The 26,517-nt window shown below is 50.7% G+C and carries 25 protein-coding genes; 5 read left to right on the top strand and 20 right to left on the bottom strand.

The features are described from left to right. Positions 1 to 75 precede the first annotated feature (75 nt). The 4 genes from AC55FS_RS08710 to AC55FS_RS08695 form a co-directional block, all read right to left on the bottom strand. Positions 76 to 1,017 carry a sensor histidine kinase gene (locus AC55FS_RS08710; RefSeq protein ID WP_496935692.1) on the bottom strand — a complete coding sequence of 314 codons (942 nt, stop codon included), beginning with the start codon at positions 1,015 to 1,017 and terminating at the stop codon, positions 76 to 78. Beyond that, entirely contained in the window at positions 1,010 to 1,558 is a 549-nt protein-coding gene (locus AC55FS_RS08705; RefSeq protein ID WP_496935691.1) for a heme NO-binding domain-containing protein, read from the bottom strand. Before AC55FS_RS08705 ends, AC55FS_RS08710 begins: the two co-directional genes overlap by 8 nt. After that, positions 1,555 to 2,880, bottom strand: coding sequence for a response regulator c-di-GMP phosphodiesterase, NosR family (nosR, locus tag AC55FS_RS08700; RefSeq protein WP_496935690.1), 1,326 nt, complete (start codon positions 2,878 to 2,880; stop codon positions 1,555 to 1,557). Before nosR ends, AC55FS_RS08705 begins: the two co-directional genes overlap by 4 nt. A gap of 115 nt (positions 2,881 to 2,995) precedes the next feature. Then, a complete protein-coding gene (locus AC55FS_RS08695) occupies positions 2,996 to 4,183 on the bottom strand; it encodes a BaiN/RdsA family NAD(P)/FAD-dependent oxidoreductase (protein ID WP_496935689.1) in 1,188 nt (395 codons plus the stop codon). A 103-nt stretch (positions 4,184 to 4,286) separates the two neighbouring features. Here AC55FS_RS08695 and AC55FS_RS08690 point away from each other — a divergent pair, with 103 nt between their 5' ends. Further along, the gene (locus AC55FS_RS08690) at positions 4,287 to 5,111 is read left to right on the top strand and encodes a lysophospholipid acyltransferase family protein (protein ID WP_496935688.1); all 825 of its coding nucleotides are present in this window, start codon (positions 4,287 to 4,289) and stop codon (positions 5,109 to 5,111) included. A gap of 81 nt (positions 5,112 to 5,192) precedes the next feature. Here the strand turns inward: AC55FS_RS08690 and rnhB are convergent, their stop codons facing one another. From rnhB to rpsB, 15 genes are all read right to left on the bottom strand, one after another. Next, positions 5,193 to 5,804, bottom strand: coding sequence for a ribonuclease HII (gene rnhB / locus AC55FS_RS08685; RefSeq protein WP_496935687.1), 612 nt, complete (start codon positions 5,802 to 5,804; stop codon positions 5,193 to 5,195). Next, on the bottom strand, positions 5,801 to 6,937 hold the full coding sequence (gene lpxB, locus AC55FS_RS08680; protein ID WP_496935686.1) for a lipid-A-disaccharide synthase: 1,137 nt from the start codon (positions 6,935 to 6,937) through the stop codon (positions 5,801 to 5,803). The genes rnhB and lpxB overlap by 4 nt, the downstream gene beginning before the upstream one ends. Next, positions 6,937 to 7,701, bottom strand: coding sequence for an acyl-ACP--UDP-N-acetylglucosamine O-acyltransferase (lpxA, locus tag AC55FS_RS08675; RefSeq protein WP_496935685.1), 765 nt, complete (start codon positions 7,699 to 7,701; stop codon positions 6,937 to 6,939). The genes lpxB and lpxA overlap by 1 nt, the downstream gene beginning before the upstream one ends. Beyond that, complete coding sequence (gene fabZ / locus AC55FS_RS08670; RefSeq protein ID WP_496935684.1) at positions 7,698 to 8,162, bottom strand: 3-hydroxyacyl-ACP dehydratase FabZ; 465 nt, start codon at positions 8,160 to 8,162, stop codon at positions 7,698 to 7,700. The genes lpxA and fabZ overlap by 4 nt, the downstream gene beginning before the upstream one ends. Next, the gene (lpxD, locus tag AC55FS_RS08665; protein ID WP_496935683.1) at positions 8,162 to 9,184 is read right to left on the bottom strand and encodes a UDP-3-O-(3-hydroxymyristoyl)glucosamine N-acyltransferase; all 1,023 of its coding nucleotides are present in this window, start codon (positions 9,182 to 9,184) and stop codon (positions 8,162 to 8,164) included. Before lpxD ends, fabZ begins: the two co-directional genes overlap by 1 nt. A gap of 10 nt (positions 9,185 to 9,194) precedes the next feature. Beyond that, entirely contained in the window at positions 9,195 to 9,689 is a 495-nt protein-coding gene (locus AC55FS_RS08660; protein ID WP_496935682.1) for an OmpH/Skp family outer membrane protein, read from the bottom strand. 24 nt (positions 9,690 to 9,713) lie between these two features. Then, on the bottom strand, positions 9,714 to 12,272 hold the full coding sequence (bamA, locus tag AC55FS_RS08655) for an outer membrane protein assembly factor BamA (protein WP_496935680.1): 2,559 nt from the start codon (positions 12,270 to 12,272) through the stop codon (positions 9,714 to 9,716). 22 nt (positions 12,273 to 12,294) lie between these two features. Further along, positions 12,295 to 13,635 carry an RIP metalloprotease RseP gene (rseP, locus tag AC55FS_RS08650; protein WP_496935679.1) on the bottom strand — a complete coding sequence of 447 codons (1,341 nt, stop codon included), beginning with the start codon at positions 13,633 to 13,635 and terminating at the stop codon, positions 12,295 to 12,297. Next, positions 13,632 to 14,831 carry a 1-deoxy-D-xylulose-5-phosphate reductoisomerase gene (gene ispC, locus AC55FS_RS08645; RefSeq protein WP_496935678.1) on the bottom strand — a complete coding sequence of 400 codons (1,200 nt, stop codon included), beginning with the start codon at positions 14,829 to 14,831 and terminating at the stop codon, positions 13,632 to 13,634. The genes rseP and ispC overlap by 4 nt, the downstream gene beginning before the upstream one ends. After that, the gene (locus AC55FS_RS08640; protein ID WP_496935677.1) at positions 14,831 to 15,676 is read right to left on the bottom strand and encodes a phosphatidate cytidylyltransferase; all 846 of its coding nucleotides are present in this window, start codon (positions 15,674 to 15,676) and stop codon (positions 14,831 to 14,833) included. The genes ispC and AC55FS_RS08640 overlap by 1 nt, the downstream gene beginning before the upstream one ends. Continuing rightward, on the bottom strand, positions 15,669 to 16,436 hold the full coding sequence (uppS, locus tag AC55FS_RS08635; RefSeq protein ID WP_496935676.1) for a polyprenyl diphosphate synthase: 768 nt from the start codon (positions 16,434 to 16,436) through the stop codon (positions 15,669 to 15,671). Before uppS ends, AC55FS_RS08640 begins: the two co-directional genes overlap by 8 nt. Before the next feature lie 4 nt (positions 16,437 to 16,440). Continuing rightward, positions 16,441 to 16,998 carry a ribosome recycling factor gene (frr, locus tag AC55FS_RS08630; protein WP_496935675.1) on the bottom strand — a complete coding sequence of 186 codons (558 nt, stop codon included), beginning with the start codon at positions 16,996 to 16,998 and terminating at the stop codon, positions 16,441 to 16,443. Positions 16,999 to 17,000: 2 nt separating this feature from the next. Beyond that, positions 17,001 to 17,762: a UMP kinase gene (gene pyrH / locus AC55FS_RS08625; protein ID WP_496935674.1), complete on the bottom strand. Its 762-nt coding sequence runs from the start codon at positions 17,760 to 17,762 to the stop codon at positions 17,001 to 17,003. A gap of 70 nt (positions 17,763 to 17,832) precedes the next feature. Then, positions 17,833 to 18,687 (bottom strand): translation elongation factor Ts, encoded by an 855-nt coding sequence (gene tsf / locus AC55FS_RS08620; RefSeq protein WP_496935673.1) that lies wholly within the window; start codon positions 18,685 to 18,687, stop codon positions 17,833 to 17,835. Between the two features lie 78 nt (positions 18,688 to 18,765). Further along, positions 18,766 to 19,509: a 30S ribosomal protein S2 gene (gene rpsB, locus AC55FS_RS08615; protein WP_496935672.1), complete on the bottom strand. Its 744-nt coding sequence runs from the start codon at positions 19,507 to 19,509 to the stop codon at positions 18,766 to 18,768. A gap of 276 nt (positions 19,510 to 19,785) precedes the next feature. Between rpsB and map the strand changes: the two genes are divergently transcribed. After that, entirely contained in the window at positions 19,786 to 20,562 is a 777-nt protein-coding gene (map, locus tag AC55FS_RS08610; protein WP_496935671.1) for a type I methionyl aminopeptidase, read from the top strand. A gap of 8 nt (positions 20,563 to 20,570) precedes the next feature. Then, entirely contained in the window at positions 20,571 to 23,264 is a 2,694-nt protein-coding gene (glnD, locus tag AC55FS_RS08605; RefSeq protein ID WP_496935670.1) for a [protein-PII] uridylyltransferase, read from the top strand. Between the two features lie 68 nt (positions 23,265 to 23,332). On the opposite strand, the gene AC55FS_RS08600 is transcribed toward glnD, so the two are convergent. Further along, entirely contained in the window at positions 23,333 to 24,676 is a 1,344-nt protein-coding gene (locus AC55FS_RS08600; protein ID WP_496935669.1) for a DEAD/DEAH box helicase, read from the bottom strand. A gap of 87 nt (positions 24,677 to 24,763) precedes the next feature. Between AC55FS_RS08600 and AC55FS_RS08595 the strand changes: the two genes are divergently transcribed. Continuing rightward, positions 24,764 to 25,600: a M48 family metallopeptidase gene (locus AC55FS_RS08595; RefSeq protein ID WP_496935668.1), complete on the top strand. Its 837-nt coding sequence runs from the start codon at positions 24,764 to 24,766 to the stop codon at positions 25,598 to 25,600. Between the two features lie 67 nt (positions 25,601 to 25,667). Further along, a complete protein-coding gene (locus AC55FS_RS08590) occupies positions 25,668 to 26,477 on the top strand; it encodes a TatD family hydrolase (RefSeq protein WP_496935667.1) in 810 nt (269 codons plus the stop codon). The last annotated feature ends 40 nt before the right edge of the window (positions 26,478 to 26,517 follow it).

The raw sequence follows: 26,517 nt of genomic DNA, 5'->3' as shown, positions 1-26,517 counted from the left end.
TAGAGAGTTGCCCCACATAATTAAAATCAATAGCGTCAATATCTAGTATTTTACAGATGAATAATGGTGGAGCCTTCAGCCTGCCTTAAGCGGTAGCCAGATATGAAACTGTGTTCCTTGGCCTGGCTCACTGCTCACTTCTATACGCCCGCCGTGCTCCTGAATCAGACCATAAGAAATAGACAGCCCCAGGCCCGTACCATCGCCGACCGGTTTAGTGGTAAAGAATGGGGTGAACAGATGATCCAGATGCTCAGCCTTGATGCCATGGCCAGTATCACTGACATATATGCTAACGCCATCAGCGTTTTCGCCGGTACTGACATGAATTCGGCCATGGGCGGGTGTGGCATAGGAGGCATTGCTGAGCAAATTCACCAACACCTGGGTTAGTTTGCCAGGAAAACCAGTAATGACAGGTAAGTCTCCATACTCAACCTCAACCTCTGCAATATTATCCAGCTCGCCTTGCATGATATTGAGCGCACTGCGCACACACTCATTCACATCCATCGATTCAGCTGCGCTGTTGTCATTACGAGCAAACACTCTCAGGTCAGCGACAATCTGGCTGACCCTACGCAGCCCTTCTGTGGTGTCGGTAATGATGTCTTCGCTGTCCTCCAACACATAACTCAGCTCATGGGCTTTTACCATTTTGTCCCATTCGATTTTTAACGCATCCATGTCGCTTGCTTCCGACAGCTGCTGCTGAAAAGACTCAAAACAACGACACATCACCCGCATATTCTCTGCCAGCATATTGACGTTAGCGGTCACAAAGCCAATGGGGTTATTAATTTCATGGGCAACGCCTGCCGAGATAATGCCCAGAGACGCCATTTTATCGGCCTGCACCAGCTGGCGCCGGTTTTGCTCCAGCATGCGATTGGTTTGTTCTAACTCGCACAAGGAGTCGTACAACTCACGCGATTTTTCTTCCAACAATTGCTCAGCCTGCTGGCGAAGTTCGCGTTCGCGCTGCAATGCCTGTTTGTACGCTTGCAGTTCATCCATGCCCATACTCGCAACGTACAATCAATTCACAACAGTCATCGCCCTGGTGCATACAGCGCTGATGCGACAGCTCATAGGCATTACCAAAACGCTGTGCCGCTCCATCTATCAGCCCCTCCGCCAAACGGCACAATTTGCGTGGACTACGATATTGCATGCGCAGTTCACCCGGTTGTGTTCGAGTTAAATCAAAGGTCGGCAACGCAGCATCGGCATATAACTTGCGCACTTCGCGGTGCACGGTGTCTTCCACCGTTTCAAGAAAATCCAATAAATGATGGAAATCATGAAAGAACACCGGATAACTACGCTCAAAGGCTGGCACCATAAATTGGCCAAAGCGATATAACAGCGTATCGACACTGGCTTCAGATTGCTGCGCGGCGGCCTGCACTAAGGCAACCAGCTCTGCATCTGGGTAGGTGCCCGTCGCGACATACAAACCATCACTGCCGGCTTGATCCAACACCTGCTGCCAACCCATTATGCCAATTTGCTGCTCTGTCATTTGCCGAAGCAAATCAAACACCACACCTTTCATAGTGACACCTCCCTGGCTTTTACCATGACGTGCAAATCCTCGCCGGATACGCTCTGCAGATGTTGCAACTTGCTAATCAGTGCAGCATCGAGCACTTGCCCTTCACGCAGTAATGCAATGCCCCGATTGCTGAATAAGTGACGACTTAACTCCATACCAGGCTGTAACGCCGCGGCCGTTAATTGCCGCTCATCTTGATGCTGAAGCTCCAACCTATGCTGCTGCGAGGCAAAGGCCTGCACCACATCCGGGTCATACAATACGCCAGAAAAGCGTTTAATTTCTGCCAGCGCTTCATCATCGGAGTAAGCGTTCCCTGTGTAATAGCCCAGCGTTAAATCCATATAGTCACGCGCCACAGACATAATTCGACTGCCCAAGGGTATTGCGTCGGCCGCTAATTGATCAGGAAACCCAGAACCATCAAAACGCTCAAACTGATGGCGAATAAAATAACTGGCTTGCCCCAGACTGGGTATGCCCATAAGGGCCGCTTCTCCCAGCAGTGGAAACTGCCGAAACTGTTGTGCTTCCGCCTCACTCAAGCTGGCGTAGGGTTTATTAAACAAATTATCGGAAAAACCAAGCTTACCCATATTGGCCAACAACACCGCATCACGTATGGCATGAACCACCTTTTCAGGTAAACATAATTGCTGCGCTAGCTGCACGGCGAGATCAGCTTTGCTTTGATCCGCTTTATAGCCCGCGGGATTTCGTAAACCGGCAATACTGGAAGCCAGCGCCACCATCTGCTCATAGCTTTGTTGCAGCTCAGCGTGGGACTGCTGCAATAAGGCGTGGCTGTCTTGCAATTGCGCGGTGCGCTCACTGACAGTTTGTTCAAGGCTGCGATTAAGTGCCTCCAGCTCAATATTCTTTTCTGCCAACGCCTGACTGAGTTGTTGGTTTTGCTGCTGCAATAGCTTGCCCTGCAAGTGACGCTGCACTATGTCGCGCAGCTGTACATCATCCCAAGGCTTCGTTAAATACTGCACGATCTTACCGTTATTGATGGCGGCAATGGTGGCATCGAGATCGGCATAGCCAGTCAGTAAAATGCGTATGGTATCGGGAAAACGATCGGCGACGATGGCTAAAAATTCTGCCCCTGACATATGCGGCATGCGCATGTCGGAAATAATTAAATCGACATCGTACTGCTGCAGTAAATCAAGGGCGTGCTGGCCAGAGCTGGCCGAAAGAGTAGTCACATCCAGTGTGCGCAAGGTACGGGTAAGGGCCCGTAGAATGCTGTCTTCGTCGTCCACCAACAGCACCACAGGCGATGTAATTGAACTATCTGACAGCAGCTCTGCCACAGCAGGCCCATCCCTTGGAGTTATCTGCCCTCAGTTTAGGTCAGATCTACTCTTACTGCTGAGGCACGCGCAGCAAAGCCGGCCAATTGAAATTCGCAGGCATGCTAAGCATGGCTTACAGATGCTGAGCGCAAGCAAAAGCACTGGACCAAGCCCATTGGAAGTTAAAGCCACCTAAATGACCGGTGACGTCCACCACTTCGCCAATAAAATACAGCCCAGGCTGATGCTTTGCTTCTAACGTTTTGGATGACAGCTCGTCGGTGTCGACGCCACCCAGAGCAACTTCAGCGGTACGATATCCTTCAGTACCCGACGGCTTTACCTGCCAGAAATGCAGTTGAGCAGCGACCTGATCCATTTGCTCACCGTTAAGCTGGGACAAGCTCATGGCAGCCAGCGACGTTTGTGGCAGCCACCAATGCTCGACAAATCGTTGTGTGGTTTTTTCTGCTAGCCACTGACGCACACTTTGCTTGGGCTTTTGGTGCTGGTCCTGACGCAACTGTTGGGCAACATCCTGCCCAGGGAGTAAGTCGATCGATAAGCAATCACCCGCTTGCCAATAGGAGGATATTTGCAGCATTGCAGGTCCGCTCAAACCACGATGGGTAAACAGCATATCGTCAGCAAAGTGTTGGTTATTGCATTCCACCGCCACGGCCAACGCCGTGCCCGACAACGCTTTGCAGGTGTCTTTAAGCTGATCAGTAATGGTAAAAGGCACCAAACCTGCGCGATGAGGATAAACCTTGAGCCCAAATTGCTGTGCAATCTGATAGCCAAATCCAGACGCGCCCAAAGTAGGAATAGACGGACCTCCTGTAGCAACCACTAAGCGAGGCGCTCGATACTGCTGGCCCTTCGCCTCGACGATATAATGACCGTGTTGAAATCGCACACCCTCAACCGGCACAGACAAACGAACATGCGCGCCCTGCTGCTCGCATAGATCGAGCAACATATCGACGATTTGTTTGGCCTTATCATCGCAAAAGAGCTGACCATCTTTCTTTTCGTGATAAGCAATGTTGTATTTTTCGACTAACGAAATGAAATCCCACTGGTTGTATTGGCTTAAAGCAGACTTACAGAAGTGTGGGTTGTGACTCAAATAGCAACTGGGCTCAATATAATAGTTGGTAAAATTACAACGCCCACCGCCTGACATCAGAATCTTTTTACCAGCTTTATTGGCGTGATCCAATACCTGGACCTTAAGCCCGCGCTTAGCCGCCTGAGCAGCACAAAACAAACCGGCCGCACCCGCGCCCAGCACAATAACATCAGATTCCACAAGCATCTCAGAAGGTATCTTTGGTGAACATATCAGCGGTGCTATTATGCCTGCTCAGCATGGCCAGGTGCCAGCTGGCTGACCGATTGACATATGGGGATATGGCACGATGGAGCTGTTTGACCGCTCAGGATTGATGCAGGCGACGGGCTTAACGCCCACCAAGCTGGAGTTATTATTGCGACTGCTTAAAGGTCCTACACTGGATCGTATTTATCGGCAGTTGAATACCCAGCAGGGTATCGAAATGATTGCTGATGCCCTTGACCACCTAGGGATAGAGCTTGATTACGACGAGCAAGCTCTGAGTGCCGCACTGCCGTCTGAAGGGCCCTTCATTACCGTATCAAATCATCCATTTGGCTTCTTAGATGGCATCATACTGCTGCTCATTATTGGCAGACAGCGGCCACAGTTTCGCGCCGTTGCCAATTTTTTATTGAGTTATTTCGCCCCCATTTCTGACCTATTCATCACCGTAAATCCGTTTGAAAAAGGCGGTCCACGTGGCATGAACGGTATGCGTAAATCGATGCAGCAGCTGCAACAAGGCTATGGTTTGGGTGTATTTCCTGCCGGCGAGGTCTCTACCTGGTATAAAGGCCAGCAAGGCATTGCCGATCGGGAGTGGTCATTATCGACCATGAAAATGATTCAAAAAGCCAAAGTGCCCGTTATTCCCATTTATTTCCATGGCCACAATAGCCGCAGTTTTCATATGCTCGGCAAGGTTCACCCAGCGTTACGCACCATACGTATTCCGGCTGAATTTTTGAAAAAGCGTAACAGCGTTATTCAATTGGGTATTGGTCAGCGCTTAGAGTGGCAGGCCTTAGAAAACTATTCATCACCTGCAGAGCTTCGAGATGTTCTACGGCAACAAACCTACGACTTACGTGAACAGTGTTTAACGCCAGAGAAAAGCAGACGCTAGCCAGACAGTAAGACATACAAGCTGGCTGCAGTCATATAGAATTCGACGAGCGATACCAAAGCAGACAACAATACAGCGTGGTTATACTTCTGCTAGGGCCTTTTTTACCGGAGCGTAGCTTCGCCGATGGATGTCGCACGGCCCTAGACGCATTAATGCCTCCAAATGCACCTTAGTACCATAGCCTTTGTGCTTAGCAAACCCATAACCAGGATACTGCTCATCCAGCACAAGCATTTCACGATCACGTTGAACTTTGGCCAAAATAGATGCGGCAGCAATGCTGGCCACCAATGAATCACCCTTAATAATGGCGGTTGCTGGCATGTCGAGTTCAGGCAACCGATTACCATCAACCAGCGCATGCTCACAGCGTAACTGCAAACCATCAATGGCACGGCTCATGGCCAACATGCGCGCATTAAGGATATTTAAGCGATCTATTTCTTCCACCGTTGAACGGGCAATGCAGAAATCTAACGCATGCTCACAAATCTGCTCAAACAAAGCTTCACGCTTTTTTTCACTGAGCTTTTTTGAGTCAGTTAAACCAACAGGAATATTGTTCGGGTCGAGAATCACAGCAGCCGCGACCACATCACCGCACAGCGGCCCCGCCCCGGCTTCATCAACTCCGCAATAAAGGCTGTCAGCCTGCATCAGCTGCTGTTCAATATCGAGCACTTCGGTCATACCCGCTCCAACAGCGCCGCAACGGCATCGGCTGCCTGCTGATCAGCATCACGCCTAAGCTGGCGATGAATAAACATAAAGGTCTCATGCAGTTGCGACATCGCTTCACTGTCTTGCAAGCGCACCAATAAAGCATCAGCCAAATTTGTGGACGTCGCCTGCATCTGCAATAGCTCAGGCACGACCTCTCGCCCTGCTAACAAATTGGGCAGAGAAATATAAGGCTGCGTCACCAAACGTTTTAAAATGTGGTAGGTCAAAGGTGCGACGATGTAACTCACTACCATCGGCTTTTTCAATAACATGGCTTCTAAGGTGGCAGTACCTGAAGCCAGCAAGACCACATCGGCAGCCGTCATACAGGTATGAGACTGCCCTAAAACCACGGTTACTGGCAGTGGAATAGCAAACTCAGCTAACAGCTGCTCGAGCTGATTGCGACGCTCGACACTGGCTGCGGGAATAATAAAATGTAGGTCGTTACGTACCCGCAGCATACGCTGCGCAGTTTCGAGAAAAAGCGCACCCAGACGTTGCACTTCGCTGCTACGACTGCCCGGCATTAAACACACCAAGGCTTTGTCATCAGGTAGCTGTAATTGTTGCCGTGCAGGCGCAGGATCGGTATTTAAAGGAATTTTATCAGCCAGATGGTGGCCGACAAATTTAACGGGTACCTGATGCTGTTCATAAAACTGCGCTTCGAATGGAAACAAGGTCAGCATCAAATCAACCGAACGAGCAATCTTTTCTACCCGTTTCTCACGCCATGCCCACACTGATGGACTGACGTAATGTACAGTTTTAATACCGGACTGCTTGAGCTTTTGCTCTAGCGTCAGATTAAAATCTGGCGCATCAATACCGATAAAAACATCCGGTGGATTAGCGCGCCAGTATTTAAGCAGATCGCGACGTACCTTTAGCAGTTCAAACAGCCTACCCAAGACTTCGACCAAGCCCATCACCGACAAGCGTTCCATCGGCACAAAACTGTCCATGCCTTGAGCCTGCATCAATGGCCCGCCAATTCCCTCAAACGAGGCATCTGGGTACTTAGATTTTAATTCTTGAATCAGGCCTGCGCCGAGCATGTCGCCTGACGTCTCACCGGCTACTAAAGCAATGCGCATCAGCGAATAATACCCCGACTCGCCGCTTGTAAAGTTTGCACCAGCATTTGCACGGCTTCATCGGAGTCTTGCGACAATTCCGCCAGTGCTTCCTGTAACGTTAACCCCTGCCGATACAGGGTTTTATACGCCTGCCGTACTCGTTGAATGCTATCCTTGGCAAAGCCTCGGCGACGTAAGCCTTCAATATTAATGCCATGGGGCTTGGCAGGATAACCCTGCGCCATCACATAGGCTGGTATATCTTTCAATACAACAGTACCAGCCCCACACATGGCATGTGAGCCGATCAAACAATATTGGTGTACTTGCGTCGCACCGCCCAGAATCACCCAATCCCCAACATGCACATGACCAGCTAGGTTAGTGTCATTGGCAAAAATACCATGATCGCCAATCACCACATCGTGAGCGACATGAACATTCACCATAAATAAATTATCGTTACCGACCTGAGTGTGGCCATTGTCCTGCACTGTGCCACGATGAAAGGTGCAGGCTTCACGAATGACATTGTTATCGCCAATACTCAATGTGGTTGGCTCGCCACGATACTTCTTGTCCTGGCATTCCTCACCAATGGAAGCGAACTGAAATATGCGATTATTACGGCCGATTTTGGTTGGACCCTTGATCACAACATGGGAACCAATAACAGTTCCAGCATCAATTTCTACATCCGGACCAATAATACTAAAGGGCCCGACAACAACGTCATCGGCCAAAGTCGCAGCAGGATCTACTATTGCATGCGGATCAATCATTCCAGCTCCAGTTCCCGCTCTGCACAGGTGATATCAGCTTGACAAGCCACTTTATCTTCCACCAAGGCACGGCAGGCAAATTTCCAGATTCCACGCCGACCACTGACGAAACGAGATTCCAGTACAACTTGGTCGCCAGGGACAATGGGGCGCTTGAACCGAACGTTATCTGCACCTGCGAAATAATACAGAGTGTTATCAGTACGCTTTTCACCCAACATAGTCAGCCCCAGCAAACCAGCCGCTTGTGCCATCGCTTCTAGGGTAAGTACACCCGGCATAATAGGATGACCCGGGAAATGGCCATTAAAAAACTCTTCATTAATGGTGACGTTTTTCAAAACGCGAATCACCGCGCCTTGTTCGTCATCGAGATCAACTGACTGAACTCGATCAACCAGCAAAAACGGGTAACGATGGGGAAGAAATTCCTGAATTTGCTGAATAGTTTGCAGGGACATTACGTTTCACCTTTTTGGTGTTTCTCTAACTGTTGTAGCCGTTTGGCCATGGAGTCCAGTTGTCGGAAACGCGTCGCGCTGCGGCGCCACTCCTGGATGGGCATTTGTGCCGTACCAGAAGCATATACGCCTGACTCAGATATCGACTTGCTGATCAGCGCCATGGCTGCGACGTGCACACCATCGCCGATGGTCAAATGCCCGGACAAACCGGCACCGCCCGCAAGAGTACAATCTGCGCCTATTTGTGTGCTCCCTGCAACACCAGCACAAGCGGCAATAGCAGTTCTTTCGCCAACAGACACATTATGTGCAATCTGAATAAGGTTATCCAAAATAGCACCATCAGCAATAACCGTGTCGCCCAATGCACCGCGGTCAATACAAGTGTTGGCACCGATTTCCACATCATTGCCAATACTCACACCGCCTAGCTGCGCTATTTTATGCCAGCTGCCTTCGGCTTGGGCAAAGCCAAAGCCATCGGCGCCAATAACAGCACCTGAGTGAATGGTCGTGCGACTACCAATTTGAACACCGTGATACAGAGTTACATTGGCAGCAATACGGCACTGGTTTCCCAGCACAGAACCGTCGCCAATCACGGTACCTGGGCCTACTTCGGTATCATCTCCGATGACCACATGCTCACCAATCACGACATTAGCCGCCACTTTGACCCGTTCGCCAAGTTGCGCCGTATCGGCTACAACCGCTGTTCGGTGAACACCCAAAGCCGGTTGCGGACGGTTATCAAATATCTGGGTTGCCTTCGCAAACGCCAAATAGGGATTGTCCGCAATCAGTGCAATTCCAGGTACTTGGCTCGCCTGCTCAGCAGTGACAATCACAGCCGTTGCCTGAGTTGAAGCAAGATGACGCTTATAACTGTCATTGGCCAGAAAGCTGACCTCTCCCGGCTGAGCTGCTGTTATGGTATTGACACCAGAAATGACCAAGTCACTATCAAGGTTCGCAGTAGCGCCTATACGCTCAGCCAGATCAGTCAGCTTTATTCGCATACTCACCGGCCTACTTATCAGCGTTCAGTCGTTCCAACAATGGTTTTGTCAGGTCAGCTTGAGGTGATGCAAACACCACAGCGCCAGCCTGAAGCACGACATCATACTCGCCCTCTTCAATAATTGCTTTAAGCAACTTCTCAACATTAGGCAATTGTGTTTGGAAAAACTCTCTCTTCCAGCCTTGTTCAAGCTTCTGCAACTTTTTGGCAAAAAATTGGAACTCAGAACGTTTCTCAGCAAAGTCACCCGACAGCTTCTTAGCTTCTTCTTCGCTCATAAAATCGGCATTTTTTTCGCTCTTTTCTTTCATTTTCCGCAGTTCATCTTCGAGAGATTTCAGCTTCTTTATATCTTCACTGTTATCTTTTTCGAACTGTTGAATAGATGCTTTAGCAGCATCCGACAAAAACAAAGCCCGCTCCATATCAACCACGGCGATTTTTTGTTCAGCCATCGCTGTGTTCATTACTAGCCCTAGGGCCATCATTAATAACCAACGCATTATTTGCTCCTTGTAAATCAAAAATCAGAACACTTGGCCAAGAGAGAACTCAAAGCCTTCAGTACGATCGCCTGACTGTTCGTTCAATGGAATAGAATAAGTAAAGGTCAAAGGTCCGATCGCTGTAATCCAAGTAACACCGGCACCCACACTGGTGCGTAACTCGCCTAAGTCAAAGCCGTTTTTACAATACGGGTGCCTAGTCAAAGTTGGAACATCTGAATCACTCGGCTTGTAACACTGATCGGTAAAGGTATTACCGGCATCAAAAAACAGCACGCTACGCAAAGAACTGCGATCTTCGACAAATGGGAAAGGGAAAATCAACTCCAGACTGGCTTCAGTAATAACGTTACCGCCCAAGGCTCGCTCTGATTCAACAAAATAGGGAGCCGTTGCAATACTGCCATTATCGGTCAGCTCATAAACTGGCTTGTAACGATTGCTATTACTGACAGCGACTGCAGCACCATCATCATCTTCTTTGTAAACGACGCTAGGTGCATCCGCATCGACATCAGGGCGCCCCAGTTCATCTAACTCGTAAATAATGTCGTCATTGCTGTCGGTTTGAGCCAGCTCAACAACATTATATTCAGGCAAACCTTTAGGGCCAAGGCTATTAGAGCTATAACCTCGAACAGACCCGATACCACCTGCACGGAAGTTTTTAAAGAACGGCAAGCGCTCTTGATCACCAAAGCCATCGCCATAGCCTAGCTCAGTGCGCAGCCTCACAGACCATTCACTGGCGATAGGGAAATAGTAATTGGCAGAATAGTTTAGCTTGTAATAGGTTAAATCACTGCCAGGGACAGAGATATCAGCACTGACTTTGTGCTCGGTTCCCGCTGTTGGGAACAAACCACGATTGAGTGCATTGTAGCGCCAGGTCACCCCAAGCTTATACTCTAAGAAGTGCTCGCCTTCGTCTTCAATAAAATCAATAATTTCAGAGGGAACGGTACTTCCCCGGAACATATCAGTACTGGTCAAACCTAACGAAAAGTTCAGTCGCTGACGATTGGAAATCGGATAACCAAAAGTTAGATTGCCGCCTTTGGTATTGGTCTGATAGTCACTGACGGCGCTCAACTTCTCATAGTCAGTTTCACGATAGAAAACATTATAGCCACGGCTAACACCATCAATGGTGTAGTAAGGATCAAAGAAAGAGAAGTTATAAGACTGTACGGTGTTGTTTTTTTGCACGCCCAATGACATGCGATTGCCACTGCCCATGAAGTTATTCTGACTGATACTGGCGCCTAAAATAACGCCCGTACCACCGGCATAACCAATGTTAAAATTCAGGCTGCCGCTCAGCTGCTCTTCGACATTGTAGTTCACATCAATCATATCATCGGTACCGGGTACCGTAGGCGTATCAACCGTAACGCTTTTAAAGAACCCCAGTTGATCAAGACGCGATTTACCGGCATCAATCTTTTCAGTGGAGGCCCAACCGCCTTCCATCTGAATCATTTCTCGGCGAAGAACTTCATCCATAGTACTTTCATTGCCAGCGAAGTTGATACGGCGAACATAGGTACGCTTGCCAGGCTCAACAAAGAAAGTTAAATCAACTTCTAACGATTCATCATCAATGTCAGGAATGCCATCAACTTTGGCGAAAGTATAACCATCATTTCCTAAGCGTTTTGACATCCATTCACTGCTGCTGGTAACGCGACGTCGAGAAAAAGTCTCGCCGCTATCAAGCAGCACCAAAGATTTTAAATCATCTTCATCAACCACTAGGTTGCCAGCGAAGCGAATATCACGAACTTTGTATTTTTCACCTTCACTGACATTTAACGTGATGTATACGCTGTCTTTGTTCGGTGAAAGAGAGACTTGAGTGGATTCGATGTTAAAACGAATATAACCACGATCGAGGTAATATGAACGTAGTGTCTCCATATCCGCTGCTAACTTCTCGCGCGCGTACTTGTCATCGCTGGCATACCAAGACCAGAAGTTAGAGACTTGCAGCTCAAATTGCTTTAACAGTTCATCGTCGTCAAAGGCTTCATTACCAACAATATTAATGTGGGCAATATTGGCAACATTTCCTTCTTCAACGTTAATTTTAAGTGCCACCCGATTTCTTGGCAGAGCCTCAACATCTGTAGTGATACGGGCGTCATAGCGACCTTGCGCAACATATTGTCTCTCAAGCTCGAGAGAAATACGCTCCAGAGTTGACCGCTTAAACACCAAGCCTTCATCCAAACCAGACTGTTTTAAGCCATCCTTCAGCATATCTGTTTGAATGGCTTTATTACCCTTTATTTCTATATTGCTGATGGTTGGCAACTCCACCAATCGCACCACCAACACATCACCATCTCGCAATAATTGGATGTCGTTAAACAATCCCGAACGAAACAACTGCTTCGAAGCCCGAACCAAACGACTATCATCTACCTGATCGCCAACACTAATTGGCAATTGTTCAAAAACAGTACCGGCGGAGACTCTCTGCAAACCTTCCAGGCGAATGTCTTCAATTTTAAAAGATTCAGCGCTGGCAACCGATGACCAAACCCCGAACAACAGCGTAAACAGCACACAACGCATTAGTTTTTCCAGTCTCTCTCGGCTACATCAGCCGGCTGATATCGTTATAAAAGGCAACCATCATCAAGCTCGCCAACAAAAACATGCCCAGGTACAGTGCAGCTACTTGCACTCGCTCTGACAGCGGTTTTCCACGTAACGCCTCAATGGTGTAAAACAGAATATGACCGCCATCGAGCATAGGCACCGGCAGCAAATTCAAAACCCCTAGGGACACACTAAACAACACCAAGAAGTCAACAAAATATGCCAGCCCACCTGATGCTGAAGAGCCGGCTACTTTAGCAATGGTAATCGGCCCACTCAAGTTCTTCACCGATAAGTCGCCGGCTAGCATTTTCCATAGCGACTCTAGTGTCATACCAATCAGCCCCCAGGTTTTCTCCAACCCTTGCTGTAGAGCACTCAGTGGTCCGTAGCTGTGACTGCGAACCCAATCATCCGGATAAGGGACTGGCTTGGGGCCAACGCCTGCATAACCAATAGGCTTGCCTTCACGCTCTATGGCGGCCGGCGTCATAAACACATCCACCGTGCTATCACCGCGCACGACTTGCATGTTCAAGCCAGTATCTGGGTACTCGCGAATGAACTTTGCCCATGCGTACCAATCAGAAACTGGCTCTCCATTGACGTGGGTTACCTGATCTCCAACTTGCAAACCGGATGCCTGCGCGGCCCCACCCTCAACCAACTGCCCAACAACGGCCGGGACGGGCACATCCCGCAGCGCCAATCCCAACCCCGACAAAGGCGATGGCTGATCACTGCCCGACAACCAGTTATCCAGCAACAGCGTATGTTGGCGCAACTCGCCGGCCTCAGTCCGCACCGCTACCACTAGATCGGTGCTTTCCCCCAAGTAAGACAGCAAAGTCCACTGCACTTCTTGCCAAGTCTCGGTGCGCGTGTCGGCAATCTGGACAATTTCATCACCCGCTCTCAACCCTGCCCGGTCTGCGATTGAGTGTTCATCCACCGCCCCTATGACAGGCACCAACCCCTTAGTGCCTAACATAAACAACACCCAAGAGGCAGCTATGGCAAACAAGAAGTTGGCAAGCGGACCAGCACTGGCAATAGCAATGCGTTGCCACACGGGTTTACGTGTGAAAGCGCGGTCGAGCAAATGCTCAGGCACCGGCCCTTCACGCTCATCCAGCATTTTGACGTAGCCGCCCAAGGGAATCGGCGCTAAAGCGTACTCCGTGCCGTGCTTATCTCGCCACGACCATAGAGGCTTGCCAAAGCCGACCGAAAAGCGCAGCACATCAACACCGCAGCGCCTAGCCACCCAAAAGTGGCCGTATTCATGAATCACCACCAGCACGCTGATGGCGATAATAAAAAATAACACCGTCATAGAGGTCGATCCTCTTGCCAGAAAGCGCGTTCCATTAACGCCTGAACACAGTCACGCGCCCACTTATCAGCCTGCATAACAGACGCCAAAGAATCTGCATCGACCACATCATGGGCCTGCATAGCGGCCAAGACCGCATGTGGGATCGCGTTAAACGGAATTTGTTCCGCCAAAAATGCCGCCACCGCCACTTCGTTGGCAGCATTCAAGACAGTTGGCATGGTCCCACCTGCAGCAAAGGCATCAGCCGCCAGCTGCAAACATGGAAATGTCCGATGATTCGGCGCCTCGAAATTGAACTGCGCTATGTCAAACAAATCCAGCGAGCGCACACCCGCATCGATGCGCTCAGGCCAAGCCATACCATAAGCAATAGGTGTACGCATATCGGGCTGGCCTAACTGCGCTATGACAGAGCCATCACAATATTGCACCATGGAATGAATAACACTTTGCGGATGGACCACCACCTGTATTTGCTGTGGCTGGCAATTGAACAAAAAACACGCCTCAATCAGCTCTAAGCCTTTGTTCATCAAGGTGGCCGAGTCGACTGATATTTTTTGCCCCATCGACCAGTTAGGATGGGCCACCGCTTGGGCTGGCGTTACTTGCTCTAGCTGCTCGGCGGAATACCCTCGAAACGGTCCACCAGAAGCAGTCAGCAGTATTTTTTCAATGCCATGAGCATCGAAGTCGCCCGTGTAATGGGCTGGCAGCGATTGAAAAATGGCGTTGTGCTCACTGTCGATAGGTAGCAGTTCGGCGCCGCCATCGCGCACCGCTTGCATAAACAAAGCACCCGCCATCACCAGGCTTTCTTTATTGGCCAGCAAAATACGCTTACCGGCCCGAGCCGCTGCCAGCGTTGGCAATAAGCCAGCAGCACCGACAATGGCCGCCATGACTTGGTCGACTTCGCCCGCTGCGGCCACATCAGCCAATGCATCAGCACCGCCATGAACCTGAGTGGATAAACCCGACGCTGTGACCTGCTGTTGCAGTTGCAGCGCAGCACCTTCATCGGTCATCACCACATGCTGCGGTTTAAACTCACTGACTTGCTGCCACATACGCTCAACGTTACTGGCAGCAGTCAGCGCATAAACGACATAGCGCTGAGGATGACGTCGAATGACATCCAGCGTGCTCATACCGATGGAGCCAGTGGAGCCCAGTACAGTGATGGCTTGCATCAGGCGCTAAGCCCCCAATCCAGCAACACCATACAAAAAGCAAACACAGGCACAGCTGCCGCCATACTATCGATACGATCGAGCACTCCGCCGTGACCCGGCAGCAAAGCAGAGCTGTCTTTGATACCGCGATAACGCTTCATCATACTTTCCACTAAATCGCCAAGCACCGATATCACCATGGTCACCATGGTAATCGCCAGTAGCTTCCAACGACTTTCGATCGTCATTGGTTCAACGAAGTGATGCAGATAGAAACCAAAAGCAGCGGCAATCAACAAGGTGGTGGCAAATCCACCCCAAAAACCCGCCCAGGATTTACCCGGGCTCACTTCGGGTGCCAATTTTGAATTCCCCCAGCGTTTGCCGGAGAAATAGGCGCCGGTATCCGCACCCCAAACAATCAGCATGACGTAAAATATCAATAACGAGCTGTGCGGCTGCTCTTTTAGGTGCATAAAGCCAACCCACATAGGCACTAACACACACAAGCCGAGCAAGGCTCGAATCGGCCGTGATTGCCACAAACGGGTGCCACCGGGGTAACGTTGCACTAACGCAAAAGCGACCGTCCACCACAAAGTCCCCAGCGCCAAGTAGACGATCAGCCATTCCGGAAAGACCCGCAGCAACCGTGCACTGATATACAGACACACAAACACCACCAAGGCATACAACACCCGACTCCAGGTGCGTTCATAGCCAGCAATATTGGCCCATTCCCACGCACCTAGCGTGGCGATAGCGGCAATAAAAAAGGCAAAAGGCTTGAGCGGCAAAAAGAAAATGCCGACGATCATAATCGGGGCCAACACCAAGGCCGTTAACACGCGCTGCTTAAACACTGCGTTCCGCTTCCTCTAGCTGCTCGTCAGTGCGTCCAAAGCGGCGGGTGCGCTCAGCAAAGGCCACCAACGCTTGTTGGTATTCTGATTGTTTGAAGTCCGGCCAATATACGTCGGTAAAATAAAACTCGGCGTAGGCCATCTGCCATAACATGAAATTACTAATGCGCTGCTCTCCACCCGTGCGAATCATCAGGTCGGGAGCAGGCAAGTCGTGTAACCAAGTATGCTGATGCAACAGTTGCTCGTTGATTTGCTCAGGCTGCAACGTACCTTGCTTTACCTGCAGAGCCAACTGCTGGGCCGCCTGGGCGATATCCCATTGGCCGCCGTAATTGGCCGCAATCACCAGCGTCATGCGGTCGTTATCGTGCGTTAATGCCTCTGCCTCCTGCACCAGCTGCTGAATGCGCTGATCAAAGCCGGACAAATCACCCATCACACGCAAGCGAATATTATTACGATGAAGCTTTTTCACTTCTCGCTCTAATGCCAGCGCAAACAGTTGCATTAAGGCACTGACTTCATTCGCAGGACGCCGCCAGTTTTCGCTACTAAACGCAAATAACGTCAGCACTTCAATGCCGTGACGCGCAGAGGTCTCGACCACCGCACGCACCGCATCAACACCCGCCTTATGACCAGCCACTCCCGGCATAAGGCGGCGCTTTGCCCAGCGATTGTTGCCATCCATAATAATGGCAACATGCTTAGGCAGCTGACCTTTGGCGGCCAGACTGTCATCAATACTGGTAGACACGAAATTAAACCTTCATCAGGTCCTTTTCTTTATCCGCCAGCAAATCGTCGATCTGAGCAATATATTTATCGGTCAGTTTCTGGATTTGCTCCTCACCACCGCGTTGCTCGTCTTCAGAGATTTCTTTTTCTTTTTGCAGGTCTTTCAGGGTGCCATTAGCGTCACGGCGAATGTTACGAACGGACACTCGGCCCTTTTCTGCCTCAGCACGCGCTTGCTTGATGTAATCTTTACGGGTTTCTTCCGTCAGCGCTGGCATAGGTACACGAATAGTGTCACCAGAGGTTGCAGGGTTCAGACCCAGATCTGATTTCATGATGGCTTTTTCGATCTCGGGCACCATCGGCTTTTCCCACGGGTTAATCGCCAACGTACGAGCATCTTCCACCATGATGTTAGCCACCTGAGACAGCGGCGTGTCGACACCGTAATAACTGACCATAACGCCGTCGAGAATCGCTGGAGTCGCGCGACCGGTACGTACACGCTTAAATGCTTCCACTACCGACGCCACACTCTTGGCCATGCGCTCTTCTGCATCTTTTTTGATGTCGTTAATCATCGTCACTTATCCTCACTGACAATCAGAGTACCATCGCTGCCACCCGTCATCAGGCGGGCTAGCACTCCCTGTTCGTTCATATCGTAAACACGCAACGGCATGCTGTGATCGCGAGCCAAACAAATCGCGGTCAGATCCATTACGCCAAGCTGTTTCTCCAGCACTTCCTGGTACGTCAAACAATCGTACTTTTCGGCGTCTGGAACCTTCTTCGGGTCGGCAGTATACACACCATCGACGTTGGTTGCCTTCAGAACAAGATCGGCATTGATTTCAATGCCACGCAAACAAGCAGCCGAGTCGGTGGTAAAAAATGGATTACCGGTACCCGCAGAGAAAATTACCACATCGCCGCTATCCAGCGCCCGGATAGCACTACGACGGTCGTAGTGATCAACAATGCCGCTCATCGGTATCGCCGACATCACTCGGGTCGGCATATTAGCGCGCTCTAACGCATCGCGCATAGCCAACGCATTCATAACGGTGGCCAACATGCCCATATGGTCACCGGCAACACGGTCCAAGCCCGCTTCACTCAAGGCCTTGCCGCGGAACAGATTACCACCACCAATCACCAGCCCGACCTGCACACCAATGCCGCGCAACTGACCAATTTCCAGCGCCATACGGTCGAGCACTTTTGGATCAATACCAAAATCCAGCTCGCCCATCAGGGCCTCACCACTCAGTTTTAACAGAACTCGTTTGTATTTTGCGCTTTTCATTTCCGCCATGGCCTGGGTCTCTCCGGTGATCATCATATACAAATATGCCGGGCGAACCCGGCATATGGACAGGGGCACTCAGCGGTGCCGGCACCCCGATGGGCAATTAGCCTTTCAGCTGCGCTGCCACTTCCGCTGCGAAGTCAACTTGCTCAACTTCGATACCTTCGCCCACTTCAACGCGAACGAAAGATACCACTTCAGCACCTGCGGCTTTCGCCAGCTGGCCAACAGTTTGCTCAGGGTTTTTAACGAAAGGCTGCTCCAGCAGGCTGTTCTCTTTCAAGAACTTCTGCAGACGACCACCCATCATTTTTTCAACGATTTCATCTGGCTTGCCAGCCATATCTGGCTGCGCCTTGATGATTTCTTTCTCTTTTTCCAGAACTTCGGCTGGCATGTCTTCTGGGCTCAGAACACGTGGGTTCACAGCAGTAACATGCATGGCAATTTCTTTAGCCAGTTCAGCGTCGCCACCTTTCAGTTCAACGATAGCGGCCAGCTTGCCAGTTGCGTGCAGGTAAGCACCCACAGTTTCGCCTTCAACAACAAACGCGCGACGAACAGTGATGTTTTCACCGATCTTTTGTACCAGCGCCATGCGGTCTTCTTCCAGCTCACCTTCGGTCAGCTTAACCACATCGGTTTCTTTGCTTTCAGCCAGCTTTGCAGCCACTTTATCAGCGAAATCACCGAAGTTAGAGTCGCCCGCAGCGAAGTCAGTTTCTGAGTTAACTTCAACAGCAACGACAACGCCGTCGTTAGCGATCACACGCACTTTACCTTCGGCAGCAGTACGGCCCGCTTTCTTAGCTGCTTTCAGACCAGAGTTCTTACGCAGGTCTTCAATTGCCTTATCGATATCGCCTTCTGCAGCTGCCAGTGCTTTTTTGCACTCCAACATGCCCAGACCCGTGCGCTCACGCAGTTCTTTTACCTGTGCGGCTGAAATATTCGCCATGTCTAAATTCCTCTATAACAGTGTCTAAATATCTAAAAAAAGGGGGCAAGCCCCCTTTTTCATTCAGAGCCTGGAAGCTTATTCTGCAGCCGCTTGCTCAGCGTCTTCAGCCACTTCTACGAACTCGTCAGCAGCGCCAGTTGCCTGACGGCCTTCCAGAACGGCATCAGCAACGGCTGAAGCGTAAATCTGGATCGCACGGATAGCGTCGTCGTTACCTGGGATAACGTAGTCAACACCATCTGGGTTAGAGTTAGTATCAACGATACCAACGACTGGGATACCCAGCTTGTTAGCTTCTTGAACAGCGATACGCTCGTGGTCAACGTCGATCACGAACAGCAGATCAGGCAGACCGCCCATTTCTTTGATACCACCGATAGAACGCTCCAGCTTCTCCATTTCACGAGTACGCATCAGAGCTTCTTTTTTAGTCAGCTGCTCGAAGGTACCGTCAGATTGCTGTGCTTCCAGGTCACGCAGACGCTTAATAGACTGACGAATAGTCTTGTAGTTGGTCAGCATACCGCCCAACCAACGGTGAGCTACGTAAGACGCACCAGAGCGCTCGGCTTGCTCTTTGATGATCTTACCAGCGGCACGCTTAGTACCTACCATCAGAATCTTGTTGTTACGAGACGCTTGACCTTCGATCACTTTCAACGCTTCGTTCAACGCAGGAACCGTGTGCTCCAGGTTGATGATATGAATCTTGTTGCGAGCACCAAAGATGTACTTACCCATTTTAGGGTTCCAGTAACGAGTTTGGTGACCGAAGTGTACACCTGCTTTCAGCAGGTCACGCATGCTTACTTGTGCCATGATTTTACCTTAAGTTTCATTGGGTTAGGCCTCCACACTTCACGTTGCCGACCGCTCAAAAGAGCAGCACCCCGACTCCGCCTTAAGAAGTGTGTGTGTGTTCCCCAAACGCCTGAATGAACAACATCCAGGCAGGGGTGTGCTTTTCGCGGGCGCTTTATACCACTTTTCACCCTTGCAAACCAGTGTCAACGACAGGAATTACCGCACTGTTCACGCTGTCGGTCAGTCACTGTACAATAGAGACTGTTTAGAAATGTGCGAGCGATGGTCTCAATGTCTGTAACCTTTAAAACTGCTGATGAAATTGAAAAGATGCGCGTTGCCGGCCGACTGGCCGCTGAAGTGCTGGAAATGATCGGCGACTACGTCAAGCCCGGCGTCACCACCGGCGAGCTGGACCGTATCTGCCACGATTATATTGTCAACCAGCAGCAGGCCATTCCGGCACCGCTCAACTATCGCGGCTTCCCCAAATCGATCTGTACGTCCATCAACCATGTGGTGTGTCACGGCATCCCCAGTGATGACAAAGCCTTAAAGAAAGGCGACATCATTAATATTGATGTGACCGTCATCAAAGATGGCTACCACGGCGATACCAGCAAGATGTTTTACGTTGGCGAACCTACGCCAGCGCTCAAGCGTTTGGTCGACATCACCCAAGAGTGCCTGTACATCGGCATTGATATGGTTAAGCCGGGGGTACGCCTGGGTGATATTGGCCACGCCATTCAGCAGTACGCCGAAAGCAACCACTATTCCGTGGTGCGCGAATATTGCGGTCACGGCATCGGCAAAGAGTTTCATGAAGAGCCACAAGTCATGCATTATGGCCGTCCCGGCACGGGCTTTGAATTACAAGCCGGTATGACCTTTACCATTGAGCCCATGATCAACCAGGGCAAACGCTTTACCAAGCTGATGAAAGATGAATGGACGGTGATCACCAAAGACCGCAAACCATCGGCTCAATGGGAGCATACCCTGCTAGTGACGGACAGCGGTGTTGAAGTACTGACTCGCCGCCAGGAAGAGACGCGCTTCGCCTGAGCCACATTATGGACACAGTCAGCTTGACCTTACCCGAAGTGGATGTCGCCAGCCTGCAACAGCAACTGCAGCACGCTGTGTCCCCCATACCCGTTGTGCGCGGTCTGTTATCGCAACTGCAAGCAGACTGCCACGACTACTTTCGAGCCACGTTAGATGCCGTCACCCTAGTGCATCATCGCGCTAAGCTGATCGATGTTATTTTGCATACCTTGTGGCAACACCTGCAACTCGATGCCGACCATCTCGCCTTAATTGCCGTTGGCGGTTATGGGCGCGGCGAGTTGCATCCACACTCAGATATCGATTTGCTGATCCTGGCGCGCGACGAAGCCTCCATCAATCGACACAGCGAGCAGCTGCAAAGCTTTATTACTTTACTGTGGGACCTCAAACTCGATATCGGCCACAGCGTTCGCACCTTAGATGAGTGCCTAGAGGAAGCTGGCAAAGACCTCACCATCATTACCAATATGATGGAAAGCCGGCCACTGGCTGGTGATGCCAGCCTGCACCAATCGCTGCAAGCCGCTACCGCACCACAACAGCTATGGCCAGCCCAAGCATTCTTTAATGCCAAATGGGAAGAGATTCAGCAGCGCCACAAAAAGCACAAAAGCTCCGAATACAATATGGAGCCGAATGTAAAAAACTCTCCCGGCACCTTGCGCGACATTCAAACCATTACCTGGGTAACCATGCGCCATTTTGGCGAAGGCACACTGCAAGCGCTGGAAGACAACGGCTTTTTAACTGAATTTGAACATCAGCGTTTGGCCGGCAGCCTGACCTTTTTATGGCGAGTACGTTACGCCCTACATATGTTGTCTGGTCGCGAAGAAGATCGCCTGCTGTTTGATTTACAGCGCGAAGTTGCCGAATTATTAGGCTTTGAAGAAGACAACCGCCAGCTCGGCGTCGAGCAGTTTATGGGGCGTTTTTATCGCAACCAGCTCGCCACATTGGAACTGTGTGACTTGCTACTGCTGCATTTTAATGACGATTTTATGCACAGCGGTCAGCTTACGGATGTGGTTCCTCTCAATGAGCACTTTGTACTTTGCAACGGCTATTTACAGCTCACCGATCCAGATTTATTTCGCCGCGAACCCGAGTGGTTATTAAAAGTGTTTTTGCTAATGGCGCGCACTGCAAACGCCAAAGGCATACACACCACGACTATTCGTGCACTGCGCGATCATCGCCACCTGATCGATGACGATTACCGCAACAACCCGCAATACAATGCGGTATTTATGGAACTCATGCGCAATCGTGAACGCGTAGTACGCGAACTATCGCGCATGCTGCGTTACGGTATTTTGGGCGTTTATATTCCGGAGTTCGGCAAAATCATCGGCATGATGGAGCACGATCTATTTCACGTGTATACGGTCGATGATCACAGTTTGCGCATGGCCAGACTGTTACGCCATTTCCGCTTTAGCGATGTCCGTGAACGCTATCCACTGGCGTCACGAATCATCCATCGCATTATGAAAAAAGAAATTCTTTATTTGGCCGCCTTGCTGCACGATACCGGTAAAAGCATGGAAGGTGATCATACTGCCAACGGCGGGGAAATCGCCGCACGCTTTTGCCGTCAGCATAATTTACGCCCCACTGACAGCCATATGGTGACTTGGCTAGTCAGCAACCACTTACTGATGTCCAATGCTTCACAACGCCTAGACCTAAACAATCCAGAAGATATTCATGCCTTTGCGGTGGAAGTGGGTGATCAGCAGCATCTGGACATGCTGTATCTGATTTCTGTAGCAGACATTGTCAGCACCAACCCTAAGCTTTGGACCCCATGGCGCGCTGAGCAAATGCGTGAGCTGTATCGCAACACACAAAATGCTCTGCGACGCGGCCTAGGCAATCCTCGCAACATTGATGATGTGGTGGCAGAAATCCAACAGGAAGCTAAATCCCGCCTCATGCAGCAGGGCCTGAGCGAAGAGCGCATTGAACTGTTGTGGTCTAACCCGGGCAATGATTATTTTCTGCGCGAAGGCGTCGACAATATTATTTGGCAAACCCTGCTACTGGATCAGCATAATTTCAGCGACAAACCCCTGATTGCGGTTAGGCCAACGTCAGAACGCGAATTTGAAGGTGCGACCCAGATCTTTGTATTAGCCAAAGACCAACCGAATTTATTTGCCGTCACCACCGCCACGCTGGATCAGCTCAACCTGAATATTCAGGACGCGCGCATTATGACCTCCGAGCAGGAGAAAAATGCCGTCGATACCTACATAGTACTGGATGAAAACAACTTGCCGGTGGTCGATCCTAAACGTATTGACCACATTCGCTCGGTACTGGAAGACGCCATCAGCCGACCTGATGACTACAGCACCATCATTCAGCGCCGCACACCACGCGCGCTAAAACAATTCCGGGTCAACACCCAGGTCACCATGAGCAACGACCCCAGCACTCAACGTACGGTGTTGGAAATTGTCGCCGCAGATCGCCCTGGACTGCTGGCACGTATGGGGGCTATTTTTGCGCAATTTGGCGCTGAAGTTCAGGGCGCCAAAATTCTGACCGAAGGTGAGCGCATTCACGATATTTTCTTTATCGTCGATCACCATGGCCAACCGTTTTCCGATGCCAAACAGTGTGAAGCGCTGCGCCAAGCGGTGATTGAAGGCCTGGATCGCCAGGTCGAAGCACAGAGTGCGGTGTGATAGAACAAGCTTGCGAACACAGACATAAAAGTGCACGCCCGAGCCTTGGCGTGCACTGTTGGCTATTTTCAGTCTTTTTTGCGTCGGATCGGCGCAAAACCTTCGCCATCCATTAAGTTGCCAGTACGCACAGGTTTGCGTGGCGACGATTTGCTGTCGGCTTTTTTCCCTTTAGCCGCAGATTTTTTATGGCCTGGCGCTGGCTTTTTACCGCCTTTTAGCGCACTGGGCTTTTTCTTTTTACCCGCTACCTTACCCGAGCTTTTAACTTTTTTCGGCCCTTGATATTTAGCCTTTAAGCCGTCAATGGTGCGTGGCTCCAGCGTTTGCTGCTGATACTTTTCGATACGTGCCTTGAGATTCCATTCATGGGCACTGATCAGGGCAATGGCCAAACCATGCTGACCGGCACGCCCGGTGCGGCCAATACGATGCACATATTCATCGCCTTTGCGGGCCAGATCATAGTTAACAACCAGATCCATACCTTCAACATCCAGACCACGGGCGGCGACATCCGTGGCCACTAAGATACGTCGCTTACCCTGGCGCACCTGCTGCAGCACATAGTTGCGCTCATCCTGGGTCATTTCTCCGTGCAAAGCAGCGATACCATCGCGATGTTGACGCAGGAAATCAGCCAAACGATCCACCTCATCACGGCGGTTCACAAACACAATGGCCTTGTCATAGCTTTCATTGGCCAGCAGCCACACCAGCAAACGATCTTTATGGGCATTGTCGTCGGCCAAAATGCGCTGCTGGCGAATAAAGGCATGGGCATCACTGGCACTTTGGGTGGTGATCTCTTTGGCATCCACCAACCAGCTACCGGCAATGCGTTGTACACCTTGATGATGCAGCGTTGCTGACAATAAATACGTGCGGCGCTCGGCTTTGGCACGCTGCAAAATAATGTCCATATCGTCGGCAAAGCCCATATCTAACATACGGTCGGCTTCGTCCAACACCAGAAACTCCAGATCAGTCAGATCGACGGTTTCACGTTTAATATGATCCACCAGGCGTCCAGTCGTAGCGACCAGGATTTCAGGATTCTTGCGCAGCATTGCAGCCTGATACTTAAACTCCTCACCGCCGGTCAGCACGCCGACATCGAGGGTATTCATATCGGTAAAGGCTTTGCAGTCTTTGTAGACCTGACGGGCCAATTCTCGCGTCGGCACCAGAATCAACGCCCGAGTGGCTGTGTTAGGCGCATTGGTGGTCAACAACTGCTGCAACAATGGCAGTAAATAGGCTAACGTTTTGCCGCTGCCAGTCTCGGCACAGACCTGCAAATCATGCTCAGCCAGAGGCAACACCGCCTGCTGTACTTCGGTCGGGGTATCAATAGCGAGTTTTTCCAGCGTCGCCATGATGCGCGGATGAAATTCAATGCCTGCAAACACAGTTTGTTTCCCATGGTTTATGATGGCAGCAGTATACCAGAGCAACGCCTCAGACTGGGGCGATGACAGCAAACTAAAGGATGCCTGATGAAACCTTTGAACAAGTTTTTGATTATGGCCTTGGTCAGCACCGGTCTGCTGGCCGGCTGCGCCACCAGCCCCACCGGCCGCTCACAGCTGATGCTGGTATCGCCCCAGTCGGCCATCGTGCAATCGGAAAAAGCCTACGCCAGTACCATGACCCAGCTCACTGAGCAACGGCAGCTGGTGAAAGATGCAGCCAGATTGAAACGCATTCAGCAAATTACTGGCCGCCTGGTGAGCAAAGCAGTGGAAAAATACCCCAGCAGCAAAAACTGGCACTGGAGCGTTGCCGTGATTGATGACCCTAAAACCCTTAATGCTTGGTGCATGGCTGGGGGACGCATGGCCATTTACACCGGCATTATTGATCAGCTGTCGTTAACAGACGACGAAATCGCCCAGATTATGGGCCATGAAATTGCCCACGCCCTGGCCAATCACAGCGCTGAGCGCATGTCGCGCGCCATGGTTATGCAGGCCGGACTGATCGCCGCCGGCGCCGCCACAGAACAAGATCAGCTAACCCTGGCCGGAGCGGCCTTGGCTGCCAAACTGGCCCTTGAACTGCCCAACAGTCGCACCGCAGAAAGCGAGGCTGATCGCATCGGCATTGAACTGGCCACCCTAGCCGGCTATCAGCCCGAAGCGGCGGTAAGCCTGTGGCAAAAAATGGCCAAAGTCGGTGGCGGAGGCGGCCCTGAGTTCCTTAGCACTCACCCGGCACCGGGCAATCGTGCCAAGACCTTAGGCAAGCTGGCGAAACGCATGCATGCTCTTAACCCAGGACTGCAAAAAGCCGCCATTCATCCCATCAAGATGGTGACCTCAGGTCAGATCTAACCTTCCTTCTTAAGAGACGGCAGCGCCTTTGTTATACTGGCGCACCGTTTCCTCTTTTGGTTGTTGTATGAGCAAAAAAAAGCGCCGCGACATTCCGCTGTACGCGCACCCCATCATTGAAACCCACTGCCACCTCGATTATCTGAAAGACCAGCCGATTGATGACATTCTGGAGCAAGCTCGAGCGGTAGGCGTTGAGCGCTTTATGACCATCAGTGTTGAACCTGGCAATATGCCAGCAGCACTAGCCTTGGCACAGCAATACGACGACGTGTATGCCACCCTAGGGGTTCACCCCCATGAAGCAGCCAAATTCGACAGCGACTGCGCATCCTATATTCGCCAGCATGCCAGTGATGCCAAGGTCGTTGCCGTGGGTGAAATCGGTCTGGATTATTATTACGACAACTGTGATCGCAGCGTGCAGCGCCAGCACTTTGCTCGCCAGTTAGAGCTGGCCATCGAGTGCCAGTTGCCGGTAGTCATCCATACCCGAGACGCCGATGACGACACCATAGCGTTGCTTGAAGAATATGCCCCACAGATGACCCATAAAGGCGTGATTCACAGCTTTACTTCCGGCCTGCCATTGGCACAACGTGCTGTGGAGCTGGGCTTTTGCTTAGGCATCAATGGCATTGTCACCTTTAATAAAGCCGACAATGTTCGCGAGGTCGTGGCAGCCACTCCGATCGAACACTTATTGCTGGAAACGGATGCACCGTTTTTAACGCCCGTTCCCTTTCGTGGCGTAGAAAATGCGCCTAAATATTTGCCGTTTGTGGCAGAGACCATTGCCCAAGTCAAAGAATTAACCACCGAAGACGTACTGCAGCAGTGTTACCACAACAGCATACGTACCTTTTTTAATGGCTGATTTAGGCCCATTGGCATTGCGGGTGTTTTGGCAATCTTAT

This window comes from Bacterioplanes sp. CLAM21 (assembly GCF_059641015.1).
The sequence above is the reverse complement of the archived record's forward strand: the minus strand, read 5'-3'. Positions and strand labels throughout refer to the sequence as shown.